Source organism: Actinoplanes sp. ATCC 53533, assembly GCF_003947245.1.
In genome coordinates, this window is sequence record NZ_QHHV01000046.1 from 143623 (window position 1) to 159635 (window position 16013).

A 16013-nucleotide genomic window follows, 5' to 3' on the forward strand; every position below is an offset into this window, starting at 1 on the left:
TCCCGGCGACCATCGGCTCCGTTGGTCAATCTTCGCGTGTCGGGACCGTACTTCCGTTCGTGGCGAGGAGTTGTGCCGTGCGTTCCAGGCAGCGTTTCCGGGCGGGAGACAAGTCGTAGGGCATCTTGGTGACTGATGCGAAGGCGCTCAGCTGAGTGACCTTCTCCTCCGCCAGGTCGGCGTCGTAGATCTCGAAGAGCTTCTCCTCGGCCGCGTCCAGCCCGGCTGCCTCGACGGCCCGGTCCAGGGCCATGTGGTGGGCGCATCGCTGGACGGCGAGTTCTTCCACGCGCGGGTCCTCGGGCTCCGCCCTGTCGTCCAGGGCCGCCTCGGCCGCGTCCAGACGGTCCTGCTCCGCCCGCAGGTCAGGGTGGGTGGCCAGCACGATGAACACGCTGGCCTGGATCGCGGCACCCAGCGGGCCGAAGACGCGTTCCGTGACCAGCAGCGCGTCCAGGTCGGCGGGACGCAGGGCGCCCGGGGGCAGGTGGCCGAGCCGGTCCGTGACCAGTTCGGAGAGCAGTCCCAGCGGGCTGCCCACGGCTTGGAGACGCTGGATGGCCGCGCGTTGGCGTTTGATCTCCGCCTCCTGGGCGGCCAGGGTCTCCTCCAGCCGGCCCAGCACCTCCCCGATGTCCCGGGTCTCCTCGAAGGCGGCCCGCACGTCGTCAAGGCTGATGCCGGCCTCCGCCATCTTGCGGATCCACAGCAGACGGATCATGTCGTCGTAGCCATAGCGGCGGCGACCGTCCACGCCCCGCTCGGGCTCCGGCAGCAGACCGATCTGGTGGTAGTGGCGAACAGCGCGCGGCGTGGTCCCAGCGAAGACGGCAGCATCACCGATCTTGACCTGCCGGGGAGGCATGGCGAAGGAGTACGTCACAGACGGAGCCTTTCGTGCTGAGATGCCTCGAGGAGACCACATGCCGCTACGGCAGGTGCAACAACACCACCCCGGAGATCACGAACAACCGGACCTCTCCTTCGCCATCGAGGTGTGTCCCTCGTGCCAGCGAACTCTGTCCCCGTTTCAACGCCGGACCCGCTGTCGTGGTTCGTTGGCGTAATGCTGGGCCGGCATGTGCTCACAGTCAGCCCAGGATCGCTCGGATGACCGCGGTGGCCCCGTTCAGTTTCAGCAGGTGTACGACGTACCCTCCCGGTTCAGGCTTGGCTTCGGGTTCGTCGCATCCGACTCCCCCGCCGCCGTCGGCGTGTATCGCCACAGCGCATCCGGGCTCTGCCAAGAAACCGCCACCGCCGCCCAGGCCGTTGGGGTTGGTCAGTCGCACCCTGACACCGCCGTCCTCCACAGAAGCCGACACCGTCCACCTGCGGAGTGAGAATTCGACCGAACCGGAGAAGGACACCTTGCAGTCGCCGTCGGCACACTCCGGGTATTTGGTGCCGCCCTCGCTCGGCGCCTTCGTCTTCCGTGGTGCTTGGGGCTTTGGTGCCGTCTCCGCTCCCCGTGACTCGTCCTCGTCCACTATGGGGGATGCGGAAGGTTCGGCATCACGGGCACTTGGGGAGGAAGAAGCGCGGTAGTCGGTCGCGCTGGGGGCGGTGTCAGGGCTCGACCACGTGGCACCGGAGGACGATTCCGCCGTGGAGCCGCAGCCGGCCATGGCCAGCACCAGCAGTAGCGCCCCGATCACGGTGCGTTTTGTGAAGGAATGTGGGCAGTGCTGCATGCGCGGAGTCTAGCGACCCCGACTTTGCCGGAGCCCTGCCCGTGATCCACCTCGCCGGCGCCGAGGATACCGAGGGGCGTGTTCGGGCCTGGGTCGTCCTGGGCGATCCGGGCCAGGTCTCCTTCCGGTACGGCGGCCTGCCAGTCAATGCCCGGCACGGTCCGGCCGAGGACGGTTGCGAAGAGCCGAACCACTGCCCGTTCCGCGGCGTCCCGGGCCTCGACCACGCCCGCCTCGGCCAGCACGTCCCCCGCGCTGACGGCGTCGGCCATAGTGGGCCTATCGGACGAGGTCCGGGTCAGCCATGTCGGCGCGGGACCGGTGGTGGCCCTTTCGGATCGGGCGACGTCGGCACTGGCCGGGCGGGCGGATCTGGTCCTGCGACTGGTCCGCTACCCGATGATCCAGAACGACTCGTAGGCCATGCGAAGTTTCCTCGATCGGAGCCGGAGTGGCCAGGCCCCCGTCGTGGCCAGCCTGTCAGACGCGGGGGATGGTTCGCGTTCCGGCAGCGGTCTGGTCGGGGCGTGGAAGCACCAGACCGCGTCGGTGCCGACCGGTGAGGCGGACAGGATTCTGCTGTGGGTCCGGTGCCCGATCATCCGGAACGGCCAGGAAGCTTCGCGGTGCTTCCTGCAGCCGACCATTCGGAACGGTAGCGGCACCCTGGGCGGGTTCTAGCTGATGATCGATTACGTGCCGCAGGCGCTCCTGGGCGATCCGCCGACCGGCTCTGGTGTGCCGACTGCCGCTGACCACCGGAACGTGCCGGCCGGCCGCCCGGCACAGCGGCAAGACCGCCGAGGTCGCCGGCACCGCGAACGGCGCGACCATCGTGCAGCGACCGTACGCCTCGGCAGCACACCAGCAGTCGCGGATCGCGGCGGCATGATCCGGGCCGGGGCTGTGCCGGGTGTGACACAGCCCCGTGCGGATCAGGGGGTGCTGACCGCGAACTGGTTGATGGTGACGGCGCCGCCCAGCGCCTGGGTGGCGTAGTTGAAGACGCCGAATCGGTAGCCCATGAAGAACTGCCAGGCGTTGGTGAGCGTGAACGCCGGGCCGAGGGCGGTAAAGGTGGTGCCGTTCGTGCTGTACGAGAACGTCGCGGTCCGGCCGGAGCCGGGCTGGATGTTCGCCGTGACCCGCAGCCAGATCCGGCCGCCGGTCACGGTGGCGCCGGCGGCTTCGGTGCCGGTGCCGGTGGTGGCCCAGCTCGCGTTCATGGTGAGGCCGTTGGTCATGGACACCCGGGTGACGCCGTTGTCCTTGCGGATGCCGATCCAGGCCGAGGAGTCGCGGAGCATGGCCAGCCCGGACCGGTCGCCGTTGGCCATGGCCGAGTAGTCCAGCTGGATCGTCGCCGTGGACGACGGGCCCTGGATGCGGCGGGTCAGCGTGTTGCGGGCGTTGTACAGGTCGTTGGTGACGGTGGCAGTGGACAGTTTCAGGCCGTTGTTCACGGTGAACTTCGTGGTGTCCGGGTTGTGGTTCCATTCGTACTGGTGGCCGAGCGGGCCGCCGGTGAACGTGTCCGTGCCGGTCATCGGGGTGACGGGGCGCCACGGCAGGTTCGGTCGTGGGTAGCTGGCTCCCCATCGTCCGTTGACGGTGGTCAGGACGGGCCAGTCGCTGTTCCAGGTGATCGGTGCCAGGGTGGGCATCCGGCCGCCGGGGTAGGCGTCGGTGAAGGCCATGTACCACCAGTCGCCGTTCTGGGTCTGCACGAGGCCGCCCTGGTGCGGTACGCCGCCGCCGGTGATGGGGCCGGGCAGGTCGAGCAGGACCTGGCGTTGTTCGTACGGGCCCCAGGGGCTGGTGGAGCGCAGGACGTACTGGCCGTTGGCGGGGCGGGTCAGCCAGATGTAGTAGTAGTTGCCGCGCTTGTACATCCGGGCGCCTTCGAGCGTCCCGATGCTCGACGGGGTCTGGTAGACCGTCTGGGCCCGTACCTGTGAGGTCAGGTCCGGGGATAGTTGGGCGACGCTGATGGTGCCGTTGCCGTAGGCGACGTAGGGGGTGTCGTTGTCGAAGAGCAGGCCGGCGTCGTAGTAGCAGTTGTTGAGCCGGGCTTTCTTCGACCAGGTGCCGTCGACCGTGGTGGCGGTGTAGACGTAGGTGCGGTTGAATTCGGTGCAGCCGAGCCAGTAGTAGGTGTTGTTGCTGGGCCGGTGGTTGAAGGCCGAGGCCCAGATGCCCTTGACGTAGGCCCGGCCGCCGGTCAGGTCGTAGGCGGTGGAGTCGAAGTCGAGGCGGGGCACGGAGTGTCCGGCGTATTCCCAGTTGACCAGGTCGTAGGAGCGCAGGATCGGCGCGCCGGGTGAATAGTGCATGGTCGACGCCGAGTAGTAGTAGGCGTCTCCGACGCGGATGATGTCGCCGTCGGCGAAGTCCTGCCACACCACCGGATTCGTGAACGTACCGGGTGCCGGCGGCGGGGATGTCGGCGGCGTGGAGGTCGGTGGTGTGCTGGTGGCCGGTGAGGTCGGGGTCGTCTCGCCGGTGCACGCCACGCCGTTGAGGGTGAAGGTCGCCGGTGCCGGGTTGCTCGAGCCGGACGTCGCGTTGAATCCGAAGCCGGCACTGCCTCCGGTGGGCACGTTCCCGTTGTACGAGGCATTGGTCACGGTCACCTGCGCCCCCGACTGGCTCACCGAGCCGCTCCACAACTGGGTGATGGTCTGACCGGCGGCGAACGACCAGCCGAGCTGCCAGCCGGCGAGCGGGTCCCCGAGGTTGTCGATGGTCACGGTCGCGCCGAACCCGCCCTGCCACTGACTGGTCACGGTGTAGGTGACCCGGCAGCCGGCCGCGGCCTGAGCGCTGGTGGTGCCGGCGAGGCCGCCGACGACGACGGCGAGAGCGAGACTCGCGGCAAGCCACCGGCGTGGACGCGTGCGTTTCATCGTGGTCTCCTTCCGGGGATGCGTGGGGGCCCCGCCGGCCCGGACGGTCCGGGCCGGCGGGTGTCGGATGGCGGTGCGGCGCTCAACCGACGCGGCAGACGGGTGCGGCGCTCGGGCCGGGGCCGGTGCCCTGGAAGCCGAACTCGGTGGTGCCGCCCGCGGCGAGCTGCCCGTTGTAGTCGACGTTGCGGAAGTTGACCGTGCCGGTGGTCCCGGCGTTGGTCGCGCTCCACGCGTTGGTCACCGCGCTGCCCGACGGCAGGCTGACCGCGACCGTCCAGCCGTTGACCGCCGTGGAGCCGGCGGTCACGCGGACGGTGGCGACGTAGCCGCCGGTCCACGCGTTCAGCGACACGCTCGCGGTGCAGCCGCCGGACGACGGCGGAGAGGTGGTGGGTGGCATCGTGCCGCCCGCGTTGAGTGCGTTGAGGACGGAGGTGTAGGCGGCCTTCTTGTTGCCGGAACCGTCGAACAACAGCGGATTGTCGGAACGCCACGAGTCAGTGTCACGAATGCCCCACACGGTGATGCCGGTGCAGCGGGTCACCGCCAGGCAAGCCTTGGTGACCGTGCTGTAGATGTTGGCCTGGTTGCCGCCCTGCTGAACATCAAGCTCGGTGATCTGCACATCCACCCCCAGATCAGCGAAGCGCTGCAGGTTGGCCTGATAGGTCGAGTCGATACCCGTGCCCAGATGCGACTGGAAACCGACGCAGTCGATCGGCACGCCACGCGACTTGAAGTCACGAACCATGTTGTAGATCCCGGTCGACTTCGCGTTGACGCCATCGGTGTTGTAGTCGTTGTAACAAAGCTTCGCGGCGGGATCCGCGGCACGCGCGGCCCGGAACGCCGCCTCGATCCAGTCGTTACCGGTCCGCTGCAGGTTCGAATCACGCCGGCCACCACCACCGCCGTCGGCGAACGCCTCGTTCACCACGTCCCAGGCGTAGATCTTGCCCCGGTAATGCGTGGCGACCTGCGTGACATGGTTGATCGCCGCATTCCGCAGCGCCGTGCCCGACATGCCCTGCGCCCAACCCGGCTGCTGCGCGTGCCACAACAGGGCATGCCCACGAACCTTCGCGCCCATCGCATTGCCCTGATTGAGGATCCGGTCACCGTTGCCGTAGGTGAAATTGCCCTGCGACGGCTCGGTGGCGTCCCACTTCATCTCGTTCTCAGGAGTGACCGAGTTGAACTCCGTGGTGAGGATCCGGGTGTATGTCGAGTCACCCAGCCGGCCGGCCGCGATCGCGGCACCGAAGTACCGGCCGGTCTGAGCCGCCGACGCGCCCAGCGTGCTGGCCGCTTCGGCGGTGCCGACGGCAGCGATGCCGGCAGCGATCACCATGCTCGCGGTCGCGGCCGAGAGCACCAGGACGCGTCGTGGTCCGGGGTTGGATCGGGGGGTCATGACGGGATCTGCCTTTCTGCGGGGACGAAGCGTCGCAGCGCACTCCGCACGGCGCATGACGGGGACGAGGCACGCGCGTTCGAGCCGCGGGGAATCGACTGCAAGACGGCGTTGGGGAATGGGCCGGGCCTATGTCGGGGATGTTACGGGAGCGCTCCCACAGATTCAAGAATATGAGTGGATATCGCGCTGCGGATCCTTGCCGATATACCGTCGAGCGGCGGCATAACACTTTTTTTCGAGCTCATTCGAAGAATAGTGAATCGGTGGCGCCGATCAGTCGGTCGCGGCGAAGATTCGCTGCTGGATCTCGCGGCGGTAGTCGTCCAGGGTGTTGTCGATGTGGGTCGCGGCCGCCCGGGCCGCGCCTTCCGGGTCGCCGGCCCGGATCGCCCGGTAGATGGCGTCGTGTTCGTCGACGGCCTTGGCCGCGTGGCCGCCGATCGAGCCGGACAGCCCGATGAGGCTGGACTGCGCCTGCAGCCGGCGAGCCTCGCGCACCGCGATCTGGAGAAACATGTTGTGCGAGGCGGTGGCGATGCTGGTGTGGAAGGCCTCGTCCCCCTCGTTGAACAGTGCCTCCTGCCCGGTCTCGAAGCCGCCGCGACACACCTGCGCCGCCTTCCCGATGGCCTGCAGCTCGGCGGGGGTGGCCCGGCGCGCGGCCAGGCGGCTGGTTTCCATTTCCTGCGCCCGGCGGAACTCGAAAAGCATGTAGACGTGGTCCAGGTCGACGGGGAGGAAGAAGGGCGCCCACCGGCCCGCGCCGAGCAGACCCTCGCCGTCGGCGACGTAGAGACCGCGGCCCTTCTGGGCGCGGACGCGGCCGAGCGCCGACAGAATCTTGACCGCCTCGCGGACGACGGTGCGACTGGTGCCCAATTGCCGGGCCAGCTCGATCTCCGTCGGCATGCGGTCGCCGGGACGCAGCTGCGACTGGGCGATCAACTCCAGGACCCGCTCGGCGGCCACCTCGTAGCCCGGCCGGTAGCCACGCTCCGCGCTCCCGGCTTCGGTCACCGCCGCTCCTCTCGCAGATCGCCCCGATGGATACGACTGGCACGCGCCCGATCGCATGCTACCGTCCCGGCCGCGCCGCCATCCGTGCCCGCCGGCCGGCGCACCTCCGCCTGCTTCGACCTCAGCGGGCCGGCCCGGCGACAGGCACTTTTGACGCGACATCCGCGGTCCATAGCTCGGACTCATTGACGAGCTGACCCCGGAGGCAACGTCGATGAGTATGAAGTAGTCAAGCGAAGCCCAGCTCTGCATACTGGTCGGTGCCGCGGGGTCGATCCTCTGTGCGCAAAGGCTGTTCAGCGAGCGGGCCGGGGTCGTCCGGAGGCCGGGAGGTCCACTCGCCGCCGCGTTCGATAAGTCGTACTCATTGGAGGTATCTGGTGAGGCCGGTGCCGCGTAGGATCGAACCGCCTGGCGGGCTGGCGGGCCCCGGCGGACCGACCGGGAAGGCGGATCCGACGTACCCCATGAACGACACCGAACTGGTGATCGCCGCTCGGGCCGGCGACCGCGCCGCCCTGGACGAGCTCGCCCGGCGCTACCTGCCGCTGGTCTACAACCTCGCGTGGCGGGCGATGGGCGGCGACGCCGATGTCGACGACGTCGTGCAGGACATCATGATGCGCGCCCTGCGCCAGTTGCCCGGCCTGCGCGAGCCGCACAGCTTCCGGCCGTGGCTGGCGGCGATCGCGATGCATCAGGTCAGCACGCATCTCGCCCGGGAGAGCGCCGCCGCACGCCAGGCCACCGGGCTCGACGAGGCGGCCGGCCGGGCGGACCCGGCTGCCGGGATCGAGGATGTGATGCTGCTGCAGGCGGAGCTGGCCGGCCAGCGGCGGCAGGTCCGGCATGCCGGTGGGTGGCTCGCCGGCGAGGAACGGGCACTGCTCGGGCTGTGGTGGCTGGAGATCGCGGGACGGCTCAGCCGGGCCGACGTGGCCGCGGCCCTCGGCGTCGGCGTCGCCCACGCCGGGGTACGCCTGCAGCGGATGCGCGATCAGCTCGAGGTGAGCCGTTCGGTGGTGGCGGCCTTGGATGCCGCGCCCGGCTGCGACCAGCTCGGCGCCGTGACAGCCACCTGGGACGGCGTGCCGAGCCCGTTCTGGCGCAAGCGCATCGCGCGGCACGTCCGGTCGTGCGCCTCCTGCGCGCGGACAGCAGAGGGGATGGTGCCGGCCGAGCGTCTGCTCGCCGCGCTCGTCCTGCTCCCCGTGCCCGCCGTCGTCACCGCCGCGGTCGTGACGAAGGCCGGACTGATCGGCAAGGTGACCGGCGCCGCGGTGGGCGCGGCGTGGTCGGGCACCAGCAGCGTCGCGGCGTCCGCCGCTGGCGCGAAGGGCTGGCTCCTCGGGCTCGTCCAGGCGACCGCGGCGCATCCGGTCGCCGCCGCCGTCGCCGCCGGCACGCTGGCGCTCGGCGTCACCGTCACGACGACCGGCCTGGCCACGGTAGACCCGCCGTGGTCGAGCTCCGCACCGGAGGCCCGGGAGCCGACCACGGCACCGTCGTCGGGCCTGCTGCGCGTGGGCCCGGTGTCGCTGGAGTCCGGGAGCGCCGGCGGCGGCTTCGTCACCGTCTCGGGCGACCTGGCGGAGCTCGCCCGGGTCGGCCCGGGCAGCGACGCCGCGGCCCGCCGGCGCGCCACCTTCGAGGTGGTGCCCGGCCTGGCCGATCCGGCCTGCTTCTCCCTGCGCGCTCCGGACGGCCGCTACCTGCGCCATTCATCCTGGCGGTTGCGGCTCGCCCGGAACGAGGGCACCACTCTGTTCCGGGGCGACGCGACGTACTGCGACCGGCCCGGCCTCGGCGCCGGGTCGGTGACGCTGGAGTCGGCCAATTTCCGCGGCCGGTTCCTGCGCCGCGTCGGCGCCGCCCTCTGGGTCGACCCGGACGACCACAGCACCGGGTTCCGCCTCGACAGCACGTTCCTCGTGCGTCCCCCGCTCGCCTGAGCGGTCCGGCACGGCGGGAGCGCGCTACCGGCGTCCCGCCATGGTGAGATGGGCGACGACCCGTTCGAGGATGAAACGCTGCCCCGCGATCGTGGGGTGGACGCCGTCGTCCTCGATGAGGTCGGCGAGGCCGTGCTCGAGCATCGCGGTGTGCAGGTCGAGACAGTCGGGCACCACCGTGCGGACGATCGCGGCCACCTCGGCCACGGTGATCGCCTCCCAGCGCAGCGGCTGGCCGGTGAAGTAGCCGCCGACCCGCGCCGGATCGACCAAGGCCGCCGCGCGCACCGGCGGGTACGCCAGCATCTGGGCGAGTAGTTCGACGTGCAACTCGTCGGCGAGCGGCACGACGAGGTCGCCGGACATCGACGGACGAGCTACCGGCCGATGCAGGTGGGGGTCATGCCGGCGCCGGCGCCGGTGCCCTGGAAGCCGAACTCGGTGACCTGACCCGCACCGAGCCGGCCGTTGTAGTCGACGTTGGTGAACCTGACGGTGCCGGTGGCGCCGCCGGCCGAGGCGCTCCAGGTATTGGTCACGCCGGCACCGGCCGGAAGTGCCATGTCCACGCTCCAACCGCTGGTACCGGCCGAGCCGGCGGTCACCCGTACCGTCGCCACGAATCCACCGGTCCATGAGTTCACCGACACCGACGCGGAACAGCCGGCACCGCCCGGTGGGGGCGTGGTCTGCCCAGGGGTGGACGGCGCGGGCGTCGTCGGGCTCGGCGGGGTGGTCTGGAACTGCGCGAAGAATTTCCAGATCTCGCCCTTGGTCCAGGTCGTGACGCCGCTCTCGGCGTAGGTTCCGTCCACCGGGCCGGGCATGTGCCCGTTGTCGAAAGCCGCCCACCGCACCGGGTATCCGGCGCGGCATCCCGAGTACGTGGTGGCGGTGTGGGTGCGGCTGCCCGAGGCCGGCTCGGGTGGGTTCTGGGCGGCGCAGCCGTTGTTCCGGACGAACGTGTCACGCAGGGCTCGTCCCTGCGAGATGGTGAGCACCGTGTCGCCGATGCCGTGCAGCCCGAAGTAGGCGATGGGCTGACTGCCGCCGCTGCACCCGCTGATCTGCGCGCCGGCGATGACGGCGACGGCGCGGAAGACCGTCGGCCGGGCGCAGGCGAGGGCGTAGCTCATGCCGCCGCCCCAGCTGAAACCCGTGGCGAAACGCTGCGTCGGGTCGACGCAGAGACCCTCGTCGAGTCTCCTGATCATGTCGTCGACGAAGGTGACGTCCTCGCCGTTCGAGTTGGACCAGCCGTTGCCGAGCCCCTGCGGAGCGACCAGGATCGCGCTGTTGTTCGACTGTTCCTGCTGGCCGTAGTAGGACCAGGCGGTTCCGCTGGTCCCGCCCGAGTTGACCTCGGCGGCGGTGCCGCCACGCCAGTGGAACGCGAAGATCAGCCGGTACTGGTTGTCGCTGTTGTAGTTGGCGGGGACCCGCAGGATGAAACTGCGGCTCTTGCCGCCGCTCTGGATGGTGTGCGTACCGGTCTGCAGGGTCGGCGCTTTGCCGCATCCCGCGGACGCCGCCGCGACGGCGACGTCCGCGGCCGACGCGGTGCCGACGGCCAGCGTGGTGCCGGCCGCCGCCAGGGCGAGCAGTGCCGCGACGGCGCAGGGCCTGCGGTGGAAACCATGCGTTGACATCAGGAGACTCCCAGCGTCGAGGCGCGCCGCAGCGGCAGTTCGGCCGGTCCGCCGCCGGTGGCGAACTGCCACCAGTTGATGTTGAGCAGATAGCCGCTGCCGCCGGCGAAGCGCAGGTACAGGTCACGCGTCCCGGTCGCGCCGGCGGTCGGGCAGGTGACCGTCGTCCAGGTCTGCCAGCCTCCGGTGCCGGGCACGGTGCAGGTGCCCACGAGCGTGCCGTCCGGGCCGCCCAGGCGCAGTTCGATGCGGCCGCCGCTGGTCGCCGAGGCCACCCTGGCGGTGAAGGAGGCCGCGCCGTTCCCGAAGGCGGCGCCCTTGACCTTGATCCAGTCCCCGTTCTCGATCCAGCCGACGTTCATGCCGCCCTCGCTGGACGGCTCGGTCTCGACCCCGGTCTCCCAGGCGATCGTCTCGGCTTCCTGCCGGGCGAAAGGATTGAGGGTGCCGACCTGCGGCGCGCCCGCGGTGGTCATCGACATCGTCGGGATCGTGCCATCGGGGTGGTAGCTGAACTTCTCCACCGCGACGGAGCGGGTGTAGCCGCCACCGCCCGGCAGCGCGCCGTTGTGGTAGAAGAAATACGAGCCGCCGTTGAAGTCGATGACGCCGGCGTGGTTGGTGAAGCTACCGCCCTGCCGGGGCATGACCGTGCCGCGATAGGTCCACGGGCCGGTCGGCCCGGGGGCCGTCGAGTAGGCGATGAACTCCGAGCAGCATTCCGCCGCGAACACGTTGTAGTACACGCCGTTGCGTTTGTAGACCCACGGGCCCTCCTCATAGAGCGTCGGGCGGCTCGGGTTTCCGCTGCGGGCACCGAAACCGGCCGCGGTCAGCGGGACCTGCGTCGGCGCGCCCGAGAACGAGGTCATGTCGGCGTTCAGCCGCACGTACCACAGGTTGGGGTTGCCCCAGTGCAGGTAGGCCTGCCCGGTGTCGTCGATGAAGACGGTCGGGTCGATCTCCCCGTTCTCCAACAGGGGGCGACCGAGCGCGTCCTGGAACGGGCCGGTGGGGCTCTGCGAGACGGCCACTCCGATGGCCATCCGGCCGGTGGCGCGGTTCTTGACCGGCACGTACCAGTAGAACCTGCCGTCGCGGTAGATCGCCTGGCCGGCCCACGCGTCGGCACTGGCCCAGGCGAACGTGGTCAGGCTCAGCGGAGAATCGTGATCGGTCCAGTTCACCAGGTCCGCCGACGACCAGACCCGCCAGTCCCGCATCGTGAAGTACGTCGAGCCGTCCTCGTCGTGACCGGTGTAGAGGTACACCCGGCCGTTGTGCACGAGGGGGGCCGGATCGGCCGTGTAGCTGGTCTGCACGATGGGGTTGTCCGCCCGGGCGGGTGCCGGCGTGACCACGACCAGGCACAGCAGCACGGACATCCCGGCGATCCCCCGCCTGACGGTGGCGCGACTCGGCGTCATTCTCTTCACGGTCGGCGCCCTCCCGAATTGGGCCAGCTCGCACAGTTGGCGTTGACAATCCCGCCCGGCATGGGCTCTCCCCCGCCGAGATCAGGAAGGGGGATCGATTGCTGAACGTCGATGCGCATGAGATTGCCAGATTGTCACGAGGCATTCAAGGGCCACCGCCGAAACGAATCCGAAATCTGCCGGCCCGCACTTCGGGGCGACGCCGGACCTTGGCCGGACACCATTCGTAACACATTTTCCGAAGCGGATCGGGAAATGGCATGGCGCCGAGAGACCCGCAATGAATTTCTGTTATGAGCACCGCCGCGGAACGGTCAGGGCCGGACCCGGTCAGCCTGTCGCTGATGTGGGTAGCGGTGCTCAGGACCTTGGCCACACCCCGGCGCCAGATCGAGGCCCGCCTCGTTCGCCGGGGCATCACCGCCGACTCCCGCCGCCCAGGCCGCGGTTGAAGACGGTGATGGCGTGGCCGCGGGTGCGGGCCTCGACAGCCCCACCCCAACGCGTCCTTTGCTCTGCTTCCCCCACGGAAACACCCGCTGGTCGATGCCCGGCAGCAACCGGAAAGCAGGACCCGCACCTCCCACCCGGTGTTTCCTATCGGGAAGCAGAGCAAAGGGGCGAGCAACCACCACTATCCCCGGCCGCCCGGCCCCCGGCGGCACCGGAGAACATCATCGTTCCCGAACCGCCCACACGGGTCCGTCGGGATAGCGGTATTCCTTGAGCGAGGCCGGGAGCATCTGCGCACCCAGCCCCGGCACGGTCGGGGCGAGATAGCTACCGTGCTCGACACGTACCGGATCGACGAAATGCTCATGCAGATGATCGACATACTCGATCACCCGATCCCGCATCGTCGCCGACACCGCGACGAAGTCGAACATCGACAGATGCTGGACCATCTCGCACAACCCGACGCCACCGGCATGCGGGCACACCGGCACCCCGAACTTCGCAGCCAGCAACAGGATCGCGATGTTCTCGTTGATCCCACCGACCCGGGCGGCGTCGATCTGCACAATGTCCACCGCACCGGCCTGCAACAACTGCTTGAACACCACCCGGTTCGCGACATGCTCACCGGTAGCCACCTTGATCGGCCGCACCGCCCGACGGATCGCCGCGTGGCCGAGGATGTCATCAGGCGAGGTCGGCTCCTCGATCCAGTACGGGTCATACGGGGCCAGCCGGCGCATCCAATCAATCGCCGGCTGCACGTCCCAGCGTTGGTTGGCGTCCACCGCGATCCGGATACCGCCACCGACCGCCTCCCGGGCGGTCTTCATCCGCCGCACATCGTCCTCGACGCTGGCACCGACCTTCAACTTGATCTGCGTGAACCCCTCGGCGACCGCCTCACGGGCCAACCGGGCGAGTTTCTCGTCGGAGTAGCCCAGCCAGCCCGGCGTCGTCGTGTACGCCGGATAGCCACGCTCCAGCAACAGGGCGATCCGTTCGGCCCGGCCCGGCAGGGCCCGCCGCAGGATCTCCAACGCCTCGTCCGGGGTGAGCGCGTCGGAAAGCCAGCGGAAATCGACCTGGGCCACGATCTGCTCGGGTGACATCTCGCCGAGGAACCGCCACACCGGCATCCCGGCACGCTTGGCCGCCAGATCCCAGGCCGCGTTGACCAGCGCCCCCGCGGCCATGTGGATGACGCCCTTCTCCGGGCCCAGCCACCGCAGTTGCGCATCGTGGGTGAGCGACCGGGCGAAACCACCGAGGTCACCACACACCTCGGTCACCTCCCGGCCGACCACATACGGGGCCAGCGCGGCGATGGCGTTCGCCTGCACGTCATTGCCGCGCCCGGTAGTGAACGCCAGGGCGTGTCCCTCGATGCCGTCCTCGGCGTCGGTGCGCAGCCGGACGTACGCGGCGGAGTAGTCCGGCTCGGGGTTCATCGCGTCCGAGCCGTCCAGCTGCTCGGACGTCGGGAAACGCACGTCCAGGACGTCCAGGGCGATGATGCGCGCGGAAGTGGGCATGGCGACGACTCCTATGGTGCGGGTGAACGGCTGCCGTCAGGGCGACCGGCCGGCTGGGCAGCAACCGGTGTCAGCGGCGATCGCGGTGGTTGCGGTATTCGGCGACCACCAGTTCGGTCAGCTCGTCGGCCGACACCTCGGCGGTGGGCCGGTCGAAGGTGATGGTGCCGTGCTGGAGCAGGTTGACCCGGTCGCAGACGTCGAGCACCTGGGCGTAGTTGTGGGCGATGATGATGACCGAGACGTCGCCGCGGGCCTTGAGGTCGCGGATGAGGTCGAGGATCAGGGCGCCTTCCTTGGCGCCCATGGCGGCGAGCGGCTCGTCGAGCAGCAGGACCCGGGCGTCGGAGTAGACGGCCCGGGCGACTGCCACGGCCTGCCGTTGCCCGCCGGACAGTTTCGCGACCTCGGCGCCCACGTCGGGGATGTGCACGCCCATCTCGGCCAGGTGCTCCCTGGCGAGCCGGCGCATGGCCCGGTTGTTGAGCAGTGGCCCGATGCGCAGTTCCCGGTTGAGGAACATGTTGTGGAACACGGAGAGTTCGTTGATCAGGGCGAGGCCCTGGTAGACGGTGTCGATGCCGAGGGAGCGGGCGTGGTCGACGCTGCGCAGCACAACTTCCTGGCCGCCGACGACGATCCGGCCGGCGTCCGGGCGGTGATAGCCGCAGATCAGTTTGATCAGGGTGGACTTGCCGGCGCCGTTGTCGCCGATCAGCCCGAGCACCTCGCCCTTCTCCAGGCGCAGGCTCACGTCGCGCAGCGCGGTGAGCGCGCCGAACCGCTTGACCACGTGGTCCACCCGCAGCGCGGTGCCCAGCTCGGCGCCGTCCGGGGTGGTGGGGTTCGCTGTCATCAGGCGCCTCCCCTGCGCCGCAGCCGGGACAGGTACTGGTTCGCGATCATCGAGATGAGGATCGCGCTGCCGAGGATCAGCTGGAACGGGTTGGCGCTGATCCCGATGAGGTTGAAGCCGTTCTGCAGCTCGGCGAGGATCAGCGCGCCGAGGAGCGCGCCGATGACGGTGCCGGAGCCGCCGGCCAGTGCGGTGCCGCCGATGACCGCCGCGGAGATCGCGGTGAAGACCAGCGCGGTGCCGCCGCCGATGTTGGGGTCGATGCTGTTGATCCGGAACGCTTCGAGCAGCCCGGCGAGCGCGCCGAGCATGCTGGCGATCATGAAATTGCCGATCTTGATGCGGTCCACCCGGATGCCGGCCTCGGTGGCACCGATCGGGTTGCCGCCGACCGAGATGGTGTGCAGGCCCCAGCGGGTGCGGGTGAGCACGATGTGGAAGATCGCGACGATGACGAGGCACCAGGTCAGCGAGGCCCAGTCGCCGGCGCCGAAGATCTGCTGGATCCGGCCCCGCGCCGCTTCGGGAATCTGCGCGGGGTAGGCGTGTGACGTGGTGAGCAGCACGCCGAGCAGGAGGTAGAACGAGCCCAGCGTCGCCACCAGGGACGGCACCTTGAGCTTGGTGACGATGAAGCCGTTACAGAATCCGATGCCGCCGGCGGTGGCGAAGGCCAGCAGGAGCGCCGGCACGACCGGCACCCCGTAGAGGTCCACCGCGTAGTGCACCAGGAACGGGGTGAGCGCGGCGACCACCCCGACGGACAGGTCGATCTCGCCGCTGACCAGCAGCAGCACGATGCCGACGGCGACGATGGCGGTCGGCGCGGTCGCCTGCGCGATGTTGCGCAGGTTGTCGTGGGTGAGGAAGACGTCCTGGGACGCCCGGAAGTAGAGGGCCATGCCGAGGGCGACGATCAGCACGCTCGCCTCGCGCCAGCGCACCAGTACGGTGCCGGCCCGGCCCAGCACGGACAGGGTGCGCCGGCCGCGGCCCGCGGCCGGCACCCCACCCTGCCCGGCAGGGGGCGCGCCGGCCTGCCCGGCGGCCCCTTCCCGAACTGTTTCGTGCATCAGTCCACTCCGGTCAGTG

General features: G+C 69.7%; 14 protein-coding genes. 2 read left to right on the forward strand and 12 right to left on the reverse strand.

Annotated features, from left to right (window positions below; translation table 11 throughout):
• Nucleotides 1-25: 25 nt before the first annotated feature.
• From DMB66_RS16600 to DMB66_RS16610, 3 genes are all read right to left on the reverse strand, one after another.
• Nucleotides 26-883 (reverse strand): MerR family transcriptional regulator, encoded by an 858-nt coding sequence (locus tag DMB66_RS16600; protein WP_199752405.1) that lies wholly within the window; start codon nucleotides 881-883, stop codon nucleotides 26-28.
• Between the two features lie 208 nt (nucleotides 884-1091).
• Nucleotides 1092-1490: a hypothetical protein gene (locus tag DMB66_RS16605; RefSeq protein ID WP_125804976.1), complete on the reverse strand. Its 399-nt coding sequence runs from the start codon at nucleotides 1488-1490 to the stop codon at nucleotides 1092-1094.
• Between the two features lie 164 nt (nucleotides 1491-1654).
• A complete protein-coding gene (locus DMB66_RS16610) occupies nucleotides 1655-1966 on the reverse strand; it encodes a hypothetical protein (RefSeq protein WP_125804977.1) in 312 nt (103 codons plus the stop codon).
• A gap of 464 nt (nucleotides 1967-2430) precedes the next feature.
• Here DMB66_RS16610 and DMB66_RS60885 point away from each other — a divergent pair, with 464 nt between their 5' ends.
• Nucleotides 2431-2586 carry an RICIN domain-containing protein gene (locus DMB66_RS60885; protein WP_148112743.1) on the forward strand — a complete coding sequence of 52 codons (156 nt, stop codon included), beginning with the start codon at nucleotides 2431-2433 and terminating at the stop codon, nucleotides 2584-2586.
• Between the two features lie 43 nt (nucleotides 2587-2629).
• On the opposite strand, the gene DMB66_RS16615 is transcribed toward DMB66_RS60885, so the two are convergent.
• The 3 genes from DMB66_RS16615 to DMB66_RS16625 form a co-directional block, all read right to left on the reverse strand.
• Complete coding sequence (locus DMB66_RS16615; RefSeq protein WP_125804978.1) at nucleotides 2630-4600, reverse strand: family 43 glycosylhydrolase; 1971 nt, start codon at nucleotides 4598-4600, stop codon at nucleotides 2630-2632.
• Nucleotides 4601-4682: 82 nt separating this feature from the next.
• The gene (locus tag DMB66_RS16620) at nucleotides 4683-6017 is read right to left on the reverse strand and encodes an endo-1,4-beta-xylanase (protein WP_125804979.1); all 1335 of its coding nucleotides are present in this window, start codon (nucleotides 6015-6017) and stop codon (nucleotides 4683-4685) included.
• A gap of 276 nt (nucleotides 6018-6293) precedes the next feature.
• Complete coding sequence (locus tag DMB66_RS16625; RefSeq protein ID WP_233624603.1) at nucleotides 6294-7037, reverse strand: FadR/GntR family transcriptional regulator; 744 nt, start codon at nucleotides 7035-7037, stop codon at nucleotides 6294-6296.
• A 467-nt stretch (nucleotides 7038-7504) separates the two neighbouring features.
• Here DMB66_RS16625 and DMB66_RS16630 point away from each other — a divergent pair, with 467 nt between their 5' ends.
• A complete protein-coding gene (locus DMB66_RS16630; RefSeq protein ID WP_125804981.1) occupies nucleotides 7505-8989 on the forward strand; it encodes a sigma-70 family RNA polymerase sigma factor in 1485 nt (494 codons plus the stop codon).
• 24 nt (nucleotides 8990-9013) lie between these two features.
• Here the strand turns inward: DMB66_RS16630 and DMB66_RS16635 are convergent, their stop codons facing one another.
• The 6 genes from DMB66_RS16635 to DMB66_RS16660 form a co-directional block, all read right to left on the reverse strand.
• Nucleotides 9014-9355 carry an SGNH/GDSL hydrolase family protein gene (locus tag DMB66_RS16635; protein WP_125804982.1) on the reverse strand — a complete coding sequence of 114 codons (342 nt, stop codon included), beginning with the start codon at nucleotides 9353-9355 and terminating at the stop codon, nucleotides 9014-9016.
• Nucleotides 9356-9366: 11 nt separating this feature from the next.
• Nucleotides 9367-10638, reverse strand: coding sequence for a cellulose binding domain-containing protein (locus DMB66_RS16640; RefSeq protein WP_125804983.1), 1272 nt, complete (start codon nucleotides 10636-10638; stop codon nucleotides 9367-9369).
• The gene (locus tag DMB66_RS16645; protein WP_233624604.1) at nucleotides 10638-12023 is read right to left on the reverse strand and encodes a glycoside hydrolase family 43 protein; all 1386 of its coding nucleotides are present in this window, start codon (nucleotides 12021-12023) and stop codon (nucleotides 10638-10640) included. The genes DMB66_RS16640 and DMB66_RS16645 overlap by 1 nt, the downstream gene beginning before the upstream one ends.
• Nucleotides 12024-12748: 725 nt before the next feature.
• A complete protein-coding gene (locus tag DMB66_RS16650; protein WP_125804985.1) occupies nucleotides 12749-14065 on the reverse strand; it encodes an L-fuconate dehydratase in 1317 nt (438 codons plus the stop codon).
• Between the two features lie 70 nt (nucleotides 14066-14135).
• A complete protein-coding gene (locus DMB66_RS16655; protein WP_125804986.1) occupies nucleotides 14136-14921 on the reverse strand; it encodes an ATP-binding cassette domain-containing protein in 786 nt (261 codons plus the stop codon).
• On the reverse strand, nucleotides 14921-15994 hold the full coding sequence (locus tag DMB66_RS16660; protein WP_125804987.1) for an ABC transporter permease: 1074 nt from the start codon (nucleotides 15992-15994) through the stop codon (nucleotides 14921-14923). The genes DMB66_RS16655 and DMB66_RS16660 overlap by 1 nt, the downstream gene beginning before the upstream one ends.
• Nucleotides 15995-16013: the final 19 nt, after the last annotated feature.

Excerpts from the sequence above, each read along its gene's own strand:
- DMB66_RS16610 (WP_125804977.1), bottom strand. The coding sequence starts at position 1,966 with ATGGCCGACGCCGTCAGCGCGGGGGACGTGCTGGCCGAGGCGGGCGTG.
- DMB66_RS16615 (WP_125804978.1), bottom strand. The coding sequence starts at position 4,600 with ATGAAACGCACGCGTCCACGCCGGTGGCTTGCCGCGAGTCTCGCTCTC.
- DMB66_RS16620 (WP_125804979.1), bottom strand. The coding sequence starts at position 6,017 with ATGACCCCCCGATCCAACCCCGGACCACGACGCGTCCTGGTGCTCTCG.
- DMB66_RS16630 (WP_125804981.1), top strand. The coding sequence starts at position 7,505 with ATGAACGACACCGAACTGGTGATCGCCGCTCGGGCCGGCGACCGCGCC.
- DMB66_RS16635 (WP_125804982.1), bottom strand. The coding sequence starts at position 9,355 with ATGTCCGGCGACCTCGTCGTGCCGCTCGCCGACGAGTTGCACGTCGAA.
- DMB66_RS16640 (WP_125804983.1), bottom strand. The coding sequence starts at position 10,638 with ATGTCAACGCATGGTTTCCACCGCAGGCCCTGCGCCGTCGCGGCACTG.
- DMB66_RS16645 (WP_233624604.1), bottom strand. The coding sequence starts at position 12,023 with ATGTCCGTGCTGCTGTGCCTGGTCGTGGTCACGCCGGCACCCGCCCGG.
- DMB66_RS16650 (WP_125804985.1), bottom strand. The coding sequence starts at position 14,065 with ATGCCCACTTCCGCGCGCATCATCGCCCTGGACGTCCTGGACGTGCGT.
- DMB66_RS16655 (WP_125804986.1), bottom strand. The coding sequence starts at position 14,921 with ATGACAGCGAACCCCACCACCCCGGACGGCGCCGAGCTGGGCACCGCG.
- DMB66_RS16660 (WP_125804987.1), bottom strand. The coding sequence starts at position 15,994 with ATGCACGAAACAGTTCGGGAAGGGGCCGCCGGGCAGGCCGGCGCGCCC.